At 64.6% G+C, this 13,025-nt stretch carries 12 protein-coding genes; 8 read left to right on the top strand and 4 right to left on the bottom strand.

Going from position 1 to position 13,025, the window contains the following annotated elements; genetic code table 11:
- Positions 1 to 2 precede the first annotated feature (2 nt).
- From WDM24_RS40440 to WDM24_RS40430, 3 genes are all read right to left on the bottom strand, one after another.
- Positions 3 to 404 (bottom strand): hypothetical protein, encoded by a 402-nt coding sequence (locus WDM24_RS40440; RefSeq protein ID WP_338829666.1) that lies wholly within the window; start codon positions 402 to 404, stop codon positions 3 to 5.
- A gap of 280 nt (positions 405 to 684) precedes the next feature.
- Positions 685 to 1,365 carry a DUF1345 domain-containing protein gene (locus WDM24_RS40435; protein ID WP_338829665.1) on the bottom strand — a complete coding sequence of 227 codons (681 nt, stop codon included), beginning with the start codon at positions 1,363 to 1,365 and terminating at the stop codon, positions 685 to 687.
- 18 nt (positions 1,366 to 1,383) lie between these two features.
- Positions 1,384 to 2,304, bottom strand: coding sequence for a polyprenyl synthetase family protein (locus WDM24_RS40430; RefSeq protein WP_166301307.1), 921 nt, complete (start codon positions 2,302 to 2,304; stop codon positions 1,384 to 1,386).
- A gap of 199 nt (positions 2,305 to 2,503) precedes the next feature.
- On the opposite strand from WDM24_RS40430, the gene mtgA reads away from it, so the two are divergent.
- From mtgA to WDM24_RS40415, 3 genes are all read left to right on the top strand, one after another.
- Positions 2,504 to 3,175: a monofunctional biosynthetic peptidoglycan transglycosylase gene (gene mtgA, locus WDM24_RS40425; RefSeq protein WP_338694580.1), complete on the top strand. Its 672-nt coding sequence runs from the start codon at positions 2,504 to 2,506 to the stop codon at positions 3,173 to 3,175.
- Between the two features lie 160 nt (positions 3,176 to 3,335).
- Positions 3,336 to 3,521: a 50S ribosomal protein L32 gene (gene rpmF / locus WDM24_RS40420; protein ID WP_021077536.1), complete on the top strand. Its 186-nt coding sequence runs from the start codon at positions 3,336 to 3,338 to the stop codon at positions 3,519 to 3,521.
- Positions 3,522 to 3,714: 193 nt separating this feature from the next.
- Positions 3,715 to 4,347, top strand: coding sequence for a hypothetical protein (locus WDM24_RS40415; protein ID WP_166301311.1), 633 nt, complete (start codon positions 3,715 to 3,717; stop codon positions 4,345 to 4,347).
- Positions 4,348 to 4,361: 14 nt separating this feature from the next.
- Here WDM24_RS40415 and WDM24_RS40410 read toward each other — a convergent pair whose 3' ends face one another.
- Positions 4,362 to 4,646, bottom strand: coding sequence for a hypothetical protein (locus tag WDM24_RS40410; RefSeq protein WP_166301313.1), 285 nt, complete (start codon positions 4,644 to 4,646; stop codon positions 4,362 to 4,364).
- Positions 4,647 to 4,865: 219 nt separating this feature from the next.
- Here WDM24_RS40410 and WDM24_RS40405 point away from each other — a divergent pair, with 219 nt between their 5' ends.
- The 5 genes from WDM24_RS40405 (at position 4,866) to WDM24_RS40385 (ending at position 13,001) form a co-directional block, all read left to right on the top strand.
- A complete protein-coding gene (locus WDM24_RS40405) occupies positions 4,866 to 6,557 on the top strand; it encodes a bifunctional diguanylate cyclase/phosphodiesterase (RefSeq protein ID WP_338829664.1) in 1,692 nt (563 codons plus the stop codon).
- A 204-nt stretch (positions 6,558 to 6,761) separates the two neighbouring features.
- A complete protein-coding gene (locus WDM24_RS40400; protein WP_414645655.1) occupies positions 6,762 to 7,655 on the top strand; it encodes an ABC transporter substrate-binding protein in 894 nt (297 codons plus the stop codon).
- Positions 7,656 to 7,686: 31 nt separating this feature from the next.
- Positions 7,687 to 9,297, top strand: coding sequence for an amino acid ABC transporter permease/ATP-binding protein (locus WDM24_RS40395; RefSeq protein ID WP_338829663.1), 1,611 nt, complete (start codon positions 7,687 to 7,689; stop codon positions 9,295 to 9,297).
- Between the two features lie 40 nt (positions 9,298 to 9,337).
- Positions 9,338 to 10,579, top strand: a complete 1,242-nt coding sequence (locus WDM24_RS40390; protein WP_338694608.1) for an acetamidase/formamidase family protein — start codon at positions 9,338 to 9,340, stop codon at positions 10,577 to 10,579.
- 82 nt (positions 10,580 to 10,661) lie between these two features.
- On the top strand, positions 10,662 to 13,001 hold the full coding sequence (locus WDM24_RS40385) for an acetamidase/formamidase family protein (protein WP_338829662.1): 2,340 nt from the start codon (positions 10,662 to 10,664) through the stop codon (positions 12,999 to 13,001).
- Positions 13,002 to 13,025 lie beyond the last annotated feature (24 nt).

Genomic DNA, 13,025 nt, shown 5'->3' with positions numbered 1-13,025 from the left:
GGTCAGTTCTTGCCCTGAGGCTGGTCCGCTTGTGCCGAGGTAGTCTTGGACGGCCCCAACGCGAAGGCGAGCACGACATTGTCGGCGCGCTGCTTGAACTCCTTGCCGACCGCGTTGCGCGCCGCGTCGGAGAGCTCCTGCAGCGGCTTGTCCTGCAGCAGGCTGGGGAAGGTGACGGTCACCGATGTGAGCCGGCCATTGCGCCAGTTGAAGCCGACCTGTGGTTTGACCCCGACCGCCGCAAGGAGGTCTTCCTCCACAGCCTTGGCGTGCTTGAAGCCGTCGAACACGGCGTCGACCATGCCGCAGCCCGCGGTGCAGCCGGCAAGCAGCGCGAGGGCGACAAGGTTTCTGGCCATGCGGCCGATCGTGCCGGATCGAACCGGTGCGCTGGTGCCCTGCATGACGTCCTCCGTGGCTTTATTCTCGTTCCCACGATCGTGCCCGAAATGTCGTGACGAGCCAAATCCGAACCGCAGGTCCCTTCTGCAGTGTCGCCATGAACGGGTCTGGTTCTTGAAATTGAACGGCGGCTGCCCCGGTCTCGGCGGCGGCAATGTCGAGTCTGCAACGAGAGCCTTCCCCGTTCCGATGGAATCGGAACGGGGCTCTAGATTCTTGTTTTGACGCGTTTTCTTCACGCGAACCGGTAGCCACTTCGCTCGAAAACGCTCTAGTGAGCAGCTAGATCGCGCTCGCTGCGATGTTCACCATCAGCGCCAGCAGCGCGGTGTTGAACGCGAACGAGATGACGCCGTGCACGGTCGCGGTGCGGCGGATGATCTTGTCGGTGATGCCGACGTCGGAGACCTGCGCGGTCATGCCGATCACGAACGAGAAATAGATGAAGTCCCAGTAATCGGCGTCGACATGCTCGTCGCCGCTCGGAAATTGCAATCCGCCGGGTGTCTTGCCGCGGTAGAACTCATGGGCGTAGTGCAGCGCGAACGCGGTGTGAACCATGGTCCATGACAGCGTGATGGTGACGATCGCCGCCGCCAGTCCGGCCGGGCTGCCCTTGGCTGCGCCGAGTTCAAACACGATGGCTGCGAGGCTCGCCAGCGCGCCGAACGCGGTTACCAGCAGGATCAGGAACCGGCCATCGTCCTGCAATATGGCGCTGCGCTTGATATAAGCGACGCCACAGCGCAGCATCATCGCATAGGCAAGCACCAGATACAGCGCGGCGAAGGCGTCCCATCCGGCGAGCAGGCGCGTGACGAGGCGCGGCGCTCCCGGCACCAGCAGGGCAGCCAGGATGCCGACCCCAAGCGAGACGAAGGTGCGCGGCCGGCCCACGACGACGCGGACCGGCATCGGCAGCTTGCGGAAACGAACAAGGCGGTCGTCGGGCTCCTTGCTCATTTCGCGCTTTGCTTTCGGTTAGTTCTTGCGCTCGGCGACGAAGCGGGCTGCTGCGCGCAGGACGTCGCCCCTATCGCCGAACACCGACAGCGCGGCATCGGCGCGCGCCAGCAGGTCGCGCACGCGCTGCTTGGCGCCATCGATGCCGAGCTGGGTGACGAAGGTGGTCTTGCCGAGCGCGGCGTCGGCACCGGCCGGCTTGCCGAGTGCAGCGGCGTCGCCCTCGACATCGAGCAGATCGTCGGCGATCTGGAAGGCTTCACCGAGCGCTTTGCCGTAATCGTCGAGCGCCCGATACTCGCTCTCGGAGGACTGGCCGAGGATCGCGCCGGCGATGCAACCGAAGCGGAGCAGCGCGCCGGTCTTCATCTGCTGCAGGCGCGCGACATCGACCGGCTCGCGGTCGCCGAAGCGGCCTTCGCCGGCGAGGTCGAGGATCTGGCCGCCGGCCATACCGCCGATCCCGGAGGCGCGCGCCAGCGCGCGGGTCAACAGCAGGCGCACTTGGGCGTCCTTGTGGATCGCATCACGGGTGATGATGTCGAAGGCGATCGTCAGTAGCGCGTCGCCGGCCAGGATCGCGGTCGCCTCGTCATAGGCCTTGTGCAGGGTCGGGCGGCCGCGGCGCAGATCGGAATTGTCCATCGACGGCAGATCGTCGTGGATCAGCGAATAGCAGTGGATGCATTCAAGCGCAGCGCCCACCAGCAGGGCGGCTTCGCGCGGGATGCCGAACACCGCCGCGCTCTCGACCACGAGGAACGGCCGCAGCCGCTTGCCGCCGCCGAGGCTCGAATAGCGCATCGCCTCGATCAGCCGCTTCGGGCGCACGATTTCGTCGGTTTCGGTCGCGTCGGACAAAAGTTTCGCGAGCAGGGCTTCGGTATCCTCCGCGGTCTGGTCCAGCCGCTTGGAAAACTCTGCAGTACCGGTCGTCATTAAGAATTGCTCCAGATCGATTTTCGGCCGGACAATCGTTGATGGCATCGGCTTCGTCAATTCCACCCTGCGACGGATTCGCGCCTTAAAAGTGCTGGAAAAACCGTGAATTATCCCACAGACGTCTGACAGCGCCGGCCGTTCCTGGCGGGCGGGGCCCAAATCCTTCCTGGAGAGGTTCTCCCCGGAAACCCTCGTTTTGCGCATCGTCCGAATTTTATTGCTGCTTTTGCTGGCCCTGCTGGTGCTGCCGTATCTGGTGACGCCGTTCTACCGCACCGGCCACCCGGTCTCGGCCCTGATGGCGTGGCGGACCCTGCGAGGGGCCCCGGTGACGCGGCATTGGATCGATTTCGGCGCCATGTCGCCGTATCTGCCGCGGTCCGTGGTCGGCGCGGAAGACGCCCATTTCTGCAAGCACCGGGGCGTCGACTGGGGCGCGCTGCGCGAGGTGATCGACGATGCCGGGGATGGTGAGGCGGCGCGCGGCGGCTCGACCATCACCCAGCAGGTGGCCAAGAACCTGTTCCTGTGGCCCGGCCGCAGCATGATCCGGAAGGGGTTGGAACTGCCGCTGGCGCTCTGGATCGATTTCGTGCTGCCCAAGCAGCGAATCCTCGAAATCTACCTCAACATCGCCGAAATGGGCCCATCCGGGCAGTTTGGCGCCGAGGCCGGGGCCCAATATGCCTTCGGCCGGTCGGCAGCCGGGCTGTCAACTCGCGAGGCCGCGCTTTTGGCTTCGATCCTGCCCAATCCGGTCAAACGGAGCGCCCGGAACCCGGGTCCGGGGGTGCGCAGGCTGTCCGGGACCTATATGGCGAGGGGCAATGCGGTGGAGCGCTGCTGGCGCGAAAATCGCGGCTCCTGAGGCTGATTTCGGGCGGATTTTACCGTATCGGACCCTAGATTTACGCAGTGCCTTCCTCTATAAGCGCGGCCTTACCGGCATCGCAGCTGGCGCTTTGAAGCGCTGTGCGCTCGTCCCCATTTCGGACGATGCCTCCGCAACACCCCTAGAGGACACCGTTATGGCCGTTCCCAGAAGAAAAACCTCGCCGTCGCGCCGTGGCATGCGCCGTTCGGCTGACGCGATCAAGACCCCGACCTATGTCGAGGACAAGGACTCCGGCGAACTGCGCCGCCCGCACCACCTCGACCTGAAGACCGGCATGTACAAGGGCCGCCAGGTCCTGAAGGCCAAGAAAGAGTCCTGATCGGACATTCGGCTGTCGCGCCGCAGAGCATGATCCGGAAAAGCGTCTAGCGGTTTTCCGATAAGATCATGCTCCGAACAAAACGGCGCTGCGCCCGAATTCGGCCAACGAGGCCGGTCAAAACGGGCGCGTCCGCGGCGAAGCGTAGGCATCGCCGCATGCTGGTTCTCCCTGGAATAAGGCGCAAGCCCCGATGGTCGGTTTTCCGCTGCTGCTGGTTCCGCTCGCGGTCTACAACATCATCGCCTTCCTGATGCCTGGCGTGTCCTTCACGGACCCGCTGATCAGGCTGACATTGCTCTCGGGCGAGCAGTGGCAGATCACGCTCAGCGACATGCTGCTCGCCGCCGGCGTGCTGCTGTTGCTGCTCGAGGTCATCAAGGGCGCTCGGCCCGGCGCGAAATTTCTCACCGACCATCTGCTGTCGCTGATCGTGTTCGGCGCGGCCGCCGCCGAATTCGTGCTCTGGCCGAAATTCGGCAATTCGACCTATGGCCTGCTCACGCTGCTGGCGCTGGTCGATTTCATTTCCGGAATTGCGCTGCGCACCCGCCGCCGTGCGGTGGTCGCGGCACCGGCGCAGAGCGTCAGCAAGTCGCAGCCCGAGGTGCCGCAGCCCGCGCCTGTCGCGCAGCCCGCCGCGCGGCCCGAGCCCGCACCTGTCGTTACGCCGGCGCCCGCCGCGCCGCCGCCGGCTGCAACCGTTCCTCCGGCGACGTCGGTCGCGGAATCCGTGCTGCTCGATCAGTCCGCGCCAAAGCCGACGGTGACCTCGCCGGATTTGCAGCCGGGCGGCCAGCCGCCGTCGGACGCGCCGCAGCGCTGATACTCTTCTGGAATCTAGATGATCTGCCGGGTGCGCCGTGCGACGCTGCGGCGTTCGTCGATGTGCGGGCCGTAGGCGCTTTGCGCATCGGCCAATGACCCACGCCGCAGCTCGCACGTCTGCGGTTCGTGGGCGGCGGTTGCGATCAGCTGGGCCACGAACGACGGATCGGCGTGGGGTAGCGGGATCTTGGGCGCCCAATGGGTGGTCGTGGCCAGCGGCACCAAGGCGGTGCAGGGGGCTGCAGGTTCGCCTGTAACCTCGCCGTCCAGGATTTCCGATTGATCGATATCAGGCATCGCACGCAGACCCGTTGACCGTCATACTTTGGGACGTTGCGTCCCTCCGCAACACCCCCGTGGCAAGGGTCATGCCCGCCATCCCCAGTTCGTTCCCGGGCAGTCGCAAACGTGGTTTCCAGATTATTTATCAACTTCTCCTAGCGTTGGATTCGCCGGAACCACTATCTTGAGGGCGTGCAGAATCACCGGGCGCCGTCCCAAATCGAGACATGTTCGATGCCACCTGTCCCGCCAGCTGCCAGCATCCTCGCCTCGCTCGGCCAGGCAACATTCGCCTGGGACCTGGCGAGCGATGCGATCGCCTGGAGCGACAATGCGGCGACGGTCTTTCCGGATATCCCCGTCGCGGCGCTCGCGAGCGGCGCCGAGCTCGCCAAGCTGATCGAGCCATTGCGTTCGGTTCGATCAGATGCGCTCGGCCAGGCCGCGACTGTGCGCAGCGGGGAGGGCGTTCCCTACCGGATCGAATATGGCGTGCGCGCCGTCACCTCGGCGCCGGTGATCTGGATCGAGGAGACCGGCTGCTGGTTTGCCGGCGCCGACGGCAGGCCGGCGCTGGTGCAGGGCGTCGTCCGCATCAACAATGAACGGCATGCCCGCGACGAGCAGCTCATGAAGCTGTCGCGGCACGATCCGCTGACCAACGAGCTCAACCGCACCTATCTGATCGCCTCGCTCGCCGAAACGATCGAGGAGTGCGCGCGCTTCCGCACCTCCTGCGCCTTCATGCTGATCGGCATCGATCACCTGGCGCGGGTCAATGATGCCTTCGGCTTCGATGTCGCGGACGCCGTCATCGCCGAGGTTGCGAAGCGGATCCGCGCCCGGCTGCGCAGCGGCGACATGCTCGGCCGCTTCTCCGGCAACAAGTTCGGCCTGATCCTGCGCAACTGCACCGTCGATGACACCAACGTCGCGGCCGAGCGCTTCCTTGCCGCAGTCCGCGACGAGGTGGTGCCGACCAAATCCGGCCCGGTGTCGGTGACCGTCTCGATCGGCGCCGTCACCATCCCGCGCCATGCCAAGTCGGCGGAGGAGGCAGTCAATCGCGCCCAGGAGACGCTGGACGCCGCCAAGAGCCGCCGCGCCGGATCGTTCGTGCTGTGGAAACCGAATGTCGAGCGCGACGCCCAGCGCCGCGTCAACATCCGCGTCACCGACGAGATCGTCACCGCGCTGAACGAGCGCCGTATCGTGATCGGCTTCGAGCCGGTGGTCGATGCGCGTTCGCGGCAGCCTTCGTTCTACGAGTGCCTGGTCCGCATGGAGCAGGACGACGGCCGCGCGTTGCTCGCGCCCGACATCGTGCCGGTCGCCGAGCGGCTCGGCCTGATCCGGATGGTCGATCACCGCGTGCTGGAGCTAGCCGTCGCGGAGCTTGCCGCCGCGCCTGATGTCGAGCTCAGCCTCAACATCTCGCCCGACACCACGATGGACCCGGACTGGTGGGCCACCATCGAATCGCTGATGCGGGCGCATCCCGGCGTCGGCGAGCGGCTGATCGTCGAGATCACCGAGACGGTCGCGATCCAGGACATCGACGACGTCCGCGGCTTCGTCACGCGGCTGAAGAATTTCGGCAGCCGGATCGCGATCGACGATTTCGGCGCCGGCTACACCTCGTTCCGAAACTTGCGCAAGCTCGGCGTCGATATTGTCAAAATCGACGGCGCCTTCGTGCAGAACATCGTGCGCTCGGCCGACGACCGCGCCTTCGTGCAGACGCTGATCGATCTCGCGCGCCGTCTTGAGATCAAGACGGTTGCCGAATGGGTGCAGGACGAAGAGGCCGCTGTGATGCTGCGCGAGTGGGGCTGCGACTTCATCCAGGGCCGCCTGATCGGCCTCGCCTCGCCGGACCGGCCGTGGAACGCGCCGGCCGAGAAGGCCGTCCCTGCCGCGGGCTGACGCGCGATGATCGGCTGATTACCGCGCTCCCGCTCCGTTCTCGACAGGGGGTGCTCAAAATATGAGCGCGTCGTGCCCAAGGTTTGGCGGGAGTTCATCCAATTTATTGTGCGTTCCCAGACAAGTTTTCCAGCGGCGACCGCCGTTTACTTCTTCGAGGTTTGGACCGTGGCTTGCGCCATGACAACGTCGAAAGAGGATCGAATGGTCACGTTATCTTTTCCGCGCACGTACAAACTCATGCATATCGCGGCGCTGGGGGCACTGCTGGTTGTGGGCGTCGGTGCTCCAACCAGCGCTAGGGCAGCTGCGCCGGCCGCCTGTGCGGAGCTACAGGCAAAATATCCGGACTGGAAGGGCAAGACCCTCGTCAACGCTATCAATCCGCATACGCCAGGCTACGAGTCGATCGATCCGAAGGACCCGAGCAAATATGTCGGCTTCGATATTGATCTCGGCGAGCAGATTGGTGAATGCCTCGGCTTCAAGCTGACCTACAAGGCGGTTACCTTCGCCGCACTCCTGACCACGCTGGCCAGTGGTCAGGCCGACATTGTGATCTCTGACATCTACGCCACGGAAGAGCGTGCCAAGGCGGCCGACTTCATCACCTATTCGAAGGTGTTCGACGGCGTATTGGTCGCCAAGGGCAATCCGAAGAAGATCTCCGGCATCAATACCTCGATGTGCGGCGCGGCAGCGGCCGAGAACACAGGCTACGTTGAAGTTCCGCTGATCCAGGCGCTCGTGCCGGAGTGCAAGAAGGAGGGCAAGCCTGAGCCGACCATTCAGCTCTACGACAACAACGCCAACTGCATTCAGGCGATCCTGGCCGGACGCGCCGACACTTATGTCAACGACGTCAACACCGTCGACAATGCGGTGAAGGCCTATCCGGACAAGCTCGAAAAAGCTGTCGCGGTGACAATCCCGTATAAGGTCGGCATCGGCGTGCCCAAGGACAAGCCGGCCTTCCGCGATGCCGTGAAGGCGGCGCTGACCGAGATCTACAAGTCGGGCGATCAGCTCGCGCTGCTGAAGAAGTGGAATCTCGATCCGGAGAACCTGATGGCGCCTGGTCTGCTGACGGTCAAGTAGGTTCAGCACTGGCAAAAGGACGCCATGCTCGATGGAGCTGTTCCTCCACTATTTGACCATGCCGTATATGATCGAGGGCATTCAGGCGACCTTGCAAGTCACTGCCCTCGGTCTACTCGGCGGCCTCGTCCTCGGTGTGATCCTGGCGTGGATGCAACTCAGCCGCTTCAAAGCGCTGGCGTCATTCGCCCGGGTCTACACCGTGATCTTTCGCGGCACGCCACTGATCCTGCAGATGGTGTTCGCCTATAACGCCCTGCCGCAGATCGGCATCAAGCTCCCTGCCATTCTCGCCGCCGGCCTCGCGCTGGCCTGCAACGAAGCTCCGTTCATCGCCGAGATGCTGCGCTCCGGCGTGCTCGGCGTCGATCGCGGCCAGGTGCTGGCCGGGCAGGCGCTCGGCATGACGCCCGGCGTCCTGATGCGCCGGATCATCGCGCCGCAGGCGATCCGCTCGATGATCCCCGCCTTCGGCAACGAGACCGTCAGCGCGCTGAAGAATTCGTCGCTGGCGTCGGTGATCGCCGTGCAGGAGCTGACGTTGCGTTCGACCCAGATGGCGTCGGCAACTTTCGATTTCTTCTCGATCTTCTTCGCCTCCGGCCTGATCTATCTGTTCCTCACTGCGGCGATCGCCGGCATCCAGTTGTTCCTCGAATGGCTGTTCGATCTCGACCGCGCGTCGAAGCAGATCAGGCTGATGCGGATGATGCCGTGGTATCGGGCGCAGGGGCTCGATGATCCGCTGACCGCGGCGGACGAGACGCCGCCTGAGATACTGCCCGATGCCGGCGTCGCCGAATTGCCGCCGCCGCGCTCGCAGTCCGGGCGTATCGATCGCGCCAAACGCACCGAGATGCTGGCGCGAAACAACGTGGCCGTCGATATCGCTGCGCTGCGCAAGAGCTATGACAATCAGGTGGTGCTCGCCGGCGTCGATCTCACGGTGCGGATCGGCGAGGTGATCGCGCTGCTCGGGCCGTCCGGCTCCGGCAAGAGCACGCTGCTCCGCTGCATCAACAATCTCGAGCCCTGGAACGACGGCAGCATCAAGGTCGGCGGTCGCCGGCTCGGCTTCAACGATCACGGCAAGGCGCTGTCGCCGCGACTGCTGGCGCAGGCGCGTGCCGAAGTCGGCGTCGGCATGGTGTTCCAGCAGTTCAACCTGTTCGGCCACCTCACCGCGAAGGAGAATATCGCGGGGCCGCTGCGCTGGGTGCATGGCGTGTCGCGCCCCGATGCGGATCGCCGGGCGACCGAATTGCTCGCGCGCGTTGGCCTCAGCCACCGCGCCGATGCACTGCCGCGGCATCTCTCCGGTGGCCAGCAGCAGCGCGTCGCCATCGCCCGTGCGATCGCGCCGAATCCCAGCGTGCTGTTGCTCGATGAACCGACTTCCGCGCTCGACCCCGAACTCGTCAATGAGGTGCTTGAAGTCATCCGTCGCCTCGCGGTGGAAGACGGCCTCACCATGATCATTTCAACTCATCAACTGCGCTTCGCCAGTGAAGTCGCCGATCGCGTGGTGTTGCTGGCGGGCGGCGCGATCATCGAGGAGGGCCCGGCCAATGAGGTGTTGGGCAATCCGCGCAATCCGGTAGCGCAGCGTTTCCTCAATGCCATGGAGGCCGAAATCGCATGAACAGAAATCAGTCCGCTTCCATCCGCGTGAGGGCCTTTGCGTGAAACATCATCTGTTGTCGGTATCTGCGAAGACCGTGCATTGGGGCTATTTCAGCAAGGTCGTTGCGCCGGCGCTGACGCTGAAGTCTGGCGACCGCGCCACCATCGAGACGCTGACGCATCACGCCAATGACGATTACGAGCGCATGATCGAGGGCGATCCCGGCGCCGAGAGCGTGTTCAAATGGACGCGCGAGCACAAGGCGGTGGCGCGGCGCGGCTCGGGGCCTACCGAAGGCCCGTTCATCCGCGGCTCCGGCGAAGGCGTCGGCGTGCATCTGCTCACCGGCCCGGTGGCGATCGAAGGCGCCGAGCCAGGCGACGTGCTGGAGGTGCGCATTCTCGACGTGCGTCCAAGGCCGGCCTGCAAGGCCTGCCATGCCGGCAAATGCTTCGGCTCCAATGTCGCGGCCAATTGGGGCTTTCACTATCACGACTTGATCGAAGCGCCGAAGCCGCGCGAGGTGGTGACGATCTTCGAGCTCGACACGTTGGGCGAACCCTTCGCCAAGGCGGTCTACAATTATGTCTGGACGCCGCAGACCGATCCCGACGGCATCGTGCATTCGACCATCGACTATCCCGGCGTGCGCGTTGATCACGCCACCATCGTCAAGCGCGAGAATATTCTGAGCAATGTCCGTGTGCCCGCGCGGCTGCATTTCGGCACCATGGGGCTCGCGCCGTCAGAGCAGGATTTCGTGTCCTCGATCCCGCCGAGCTATACTGGCGGCAATATCGACGACTGGCGCGTCGGCAAGGGTGCCAAGATGTTCTATCCGGTCGCGGTGCCCGGTGCGTTCTTCTCGGTCGGTGATCCCCATGCCGCGCAGGGCGACAGCGAGCTTGGCGGCACGGCGATCGAGACCTCGCTCACCGGCGATTTCGAGTTCATCCTGCACAAGCATCGCGATCTCGCCGGCACACAGCTCGAAGGCCTGACGCATCCGATGCTGGAAACTCCCGACGCCTGGTCGGTCTACGGCTTCACCTATCCGAACTATCTCGCCGAGCTCGGCGTCAATGCGCAGCTCGAAATCGCCGATCATTCCAGCCTCGACCGCGCAATGCGCGACGCCTTCCGCAAGATGCGTCGCTTCCTGATGACGGTGCACAAGCTCAGCGAGGACGAGGCGATCTCGCTGATGTCGGTGGGCGCGGATTTCGGCGTGACGCAGGTGGTCGATGCCAATTGGGGCGTGCATGGGACCATCCGCAAGAACGTGTTCCGGTGTGACTGATCACGCGCCGGCCACAGGGCAGGACGCGTCATCCTTTGGACTGGCATGGAGATTGCTTGGCTTCGGCTCCGAAGGTCGATGCATGAGGCCGCGTCCGTTCACGAGTGAATCCTACTCCGAAGGCGACCGCCCCGAGGCCTGGCGGGACGTCCTGGCGTCGGTCGGCTTGCAGCCGACGGCCGCCACAACCACTCATGCCGGCCATGCCACCGCGGTGCGGCGCAATTTTCAGGGCGTGACGCTGGCCAGGCTTTCGGCAGGGCCACAATCGGTGTCGTCGCGCACCGATGTTGTGGCCGATCATCCGCTGGTGCTCCTGCCGATCGAAGACGGGGTGGCACTGAAAACGGCGGCCGGTTATCAGATCGTCGCGGCGGGACATCTTCTGCTGCTGCCGCGCGCGGGAGACTGGAGCGTGTCGTTCCAGCGCGAGATGCGCGCGGTGGTGCTGTCGGTGGCTTCCGAACCGACGTATTGCCGCCGTGCCACGCCGCAAGACGGCGAGATGCGTGTGCTTCCACCCGGTGGCTTTGGCAGCGTATTTGCGCAGATGATGGAACTCGCCGCGCGCGATCTCGAAGCGCTGTCCGATGTCGAATGGACCGCGCTCGCGCGAAGTCTCGCCGATCTGCTGCCGACATTCATGTGTCAGCACAGCGATACAGCAAGCGATCTCGGCGGCAGCAGCGCCTCCAAGGCGGCGACGCTGCATCGCCTGTGCGAGACCGTTGAACGCTGCCTCGACGATCCCGATCTGACGCCGGCGAAAATCGCCGGCGCTGAGGGCATTTCCGAACGCTATCTGCAAAAACTGTTCGAGGGCGCCGGCACCAGTTTCACGCATTACCTGCGTGAACGCAGGCTGCAGCGCACCTGGGCCGATCTGTCCAACCCCGCCGAGGCGCATCACTCGATCTCCGAGATCGCCTTCCGCGTCGGCTTCAACGACTCCGCGCATTTCAGCCGCGCCTTTCGCCAGCGCTTCGGTCTATCGCCGCGCGAATTCCGCCAGCATGAAGCTGAGCGCCAAACCGCATCGACAGCCACAGCCGGCCAACGCGGCTGGCCCCAACAAGCCCTGGCGCAACTGCGCAGCCGGCATGTCGCGCTGGTGCGCAAGACCGCTGCACCCTTTAACGCCCATGACGTGGAGATCGCGGACGCGCCGCGCCATCACCATCTCGCCGCGGACGCTTCGCGCGTGCATTGGGGCTATTTCAGCCATTCGTTGCCACCGCAGGTCGAGATCGGCTCCGGCGACACCATCACCATTGAGACGCTGACCCAGCATGCCTCCGACGATCCCGAGCGCATGATCAAGGGCGATCCAGGCGCCGAAAGTGTGTTCCACTGGACGCGCGATCGGAAGAACGTCGATCGTCGCGGCGCCGGCCCGCTCGATGCCTCGATCTATGGCCGCGGCGCCGGCGAGGGATTCGGCGTGCACATTTGCACCGGGCCGGTGGCCGTGAAGGACGCGGAGCCAGGCGACGTACTGGAAATCCGCATCCTCGACATCGCGCCGCGCGCGAGCCGCAATCCGGACTTCGAGGGCCGCGTGTTCGGCAGCAGCGTCGCGGCCTGGTGGGGCTATCACTACAAGGAGTTCCTCGCCGAGCAGAACGCCCATGAGGCGGTGACGATCTACGAGATCGTCGACGACGATGACGCGCCGCATGCACGTGCGCTGTATTCCTATCGCTGGGAACCGCAGACCGATCCTTTCGGGACGCTGCACAAGACTTATGACTATCCGGGCATTCCGATCCCGCCATCATCGGTGCGGCGCCGCCACGACGTGCTCGACGGCATCCGCATTCCGCTGCGTCCGCATTTCGGAGTCATCGCGCTGGCGCCGCGCGAGGCCGAACTTGTCGATTCCGTCCCGCCCGCATATTTCGGCGGCAATCTCGACAACTGGCGGCTCGGCAAGGGCTCGACGGTCTATCTGCCGGTGTCGGTGCCGGGCGCGCTGCTGTCGGTCGGCGATCCCCATGCTGCACAGGGCGACGGCGAACTCGGCGGCACCGCCATCGAATGTTCGATGACCGGCACATTCCGGGTCATCCTGCACAAAAAGAACGAGTTTACCAATCAGCCATTCGCCGATCTTACCTATCCGCTGATCGAGACTGAAGCCGACTGGGTGCTGATGGGCTTCAGTCATCCCAACTATCTCGCCGAATTCGGCGCCAACGGGCAGAGCGAGGTCTATGCGACCTCGTCGCTCGATCTCGCGATGAAGGATGCGTTTCGCAAGATGCGCCGCTTCCTGATGAACATCAAAGGCCTCACCGAGGACGAGGCGATCGCGCTGATGTCGGTGGCGGTGGATTTCGGCGTGACGCAGGTGGTGGACGGCAATTGGGGCGTCCATGCCATCCTCAGCAAGCGCGTCTTCGATCACGCGCCGCAAACCTAACGATCAAAGAGCAGGCGAGGAGAC

Origin of the sequence: Bradyrhizobium sp. 27S5, assembly GCF_037217225.1 — a bacterium.
Lineage (GTDB): Bacteria > Pseudomonadota > Alphaproteobacteria > Rhizobiales > Xanthobacteraceae > Bradyrhizobium > Bradyrhizobium septentrionale.
This window is presented reverse-complemented; position numbering and strand designations above follow the sequence as displayed.

Coding starts and splice junctions, on each gene's coding strand:
- WDM24_RS40385 (WP_338829662.1), top strand. CDS start 10,662: ATGAGGCCGCGTCCGTTCACGAGTGAATCCTACTCCGAAGGCGACCGC.
- WDM24_RS40435 (WP_338829665.1), bottom strand. CDS start 1,365: ATGAGCAAGGAGCCCGACGACCGCCTTGTTCGTTTCCGCAAGCTGCCG.
- WDM24_RS40415 (WP_166301311.1), top strand. CDS start 3,715: ATGGTCGGTTTTCCGCTGCTGCTGGTTCCGCTCGCGGTCTACAACATC.
- WDM24_RS40405 (WP_338829664.1), top strand. CDS start 4,866: ATGCCACCTGTCCCGCCAGCTGCCAGCATCCTCGCCTCGCTCGGCCAG.
- WDM24_RS40400 (WP_414645655.1), top strand. CDS start 6,762: ATGGTCACGTTATCTTTTCCGCGCACGTACAAACTCATGCATATCGCG.
- WDM24_RS40430 (WP_166301307.1), bottom strand. CDS start 2,304: ATGACGACCGGTACTGCAGAGTTTTCCAAGCGGCTGGACCAGACCGCG.
- rpmF (WP_021077536.1), top strand. CDS start 3,336: ATGGCCGTTCCCAGAAGAAAAACCTCGCCGTCGCGCCGTGGCATGCGC.
- WDM24_RS40440 (WP_338829666.1), bottom strand. CDS start 404: ATGCAGGGCACCAGCGCACCGGTTCGATCCGGCACGATCGGCCGCATG.
- WDM24_RS40395 (WP_338829663.1), top strand. CDS start 7,687: ATGGAGCTGTTCCTCCACTATTTGACCATGCCGTATATGATCGAGGGC.
- WDM24_RS40410 (WP_166301313.1), bottom strand. CDS start 4,646: ATGCCTGATATCGATCAATCGGAAATCCTGGACGGCGAGGTTACAGGC.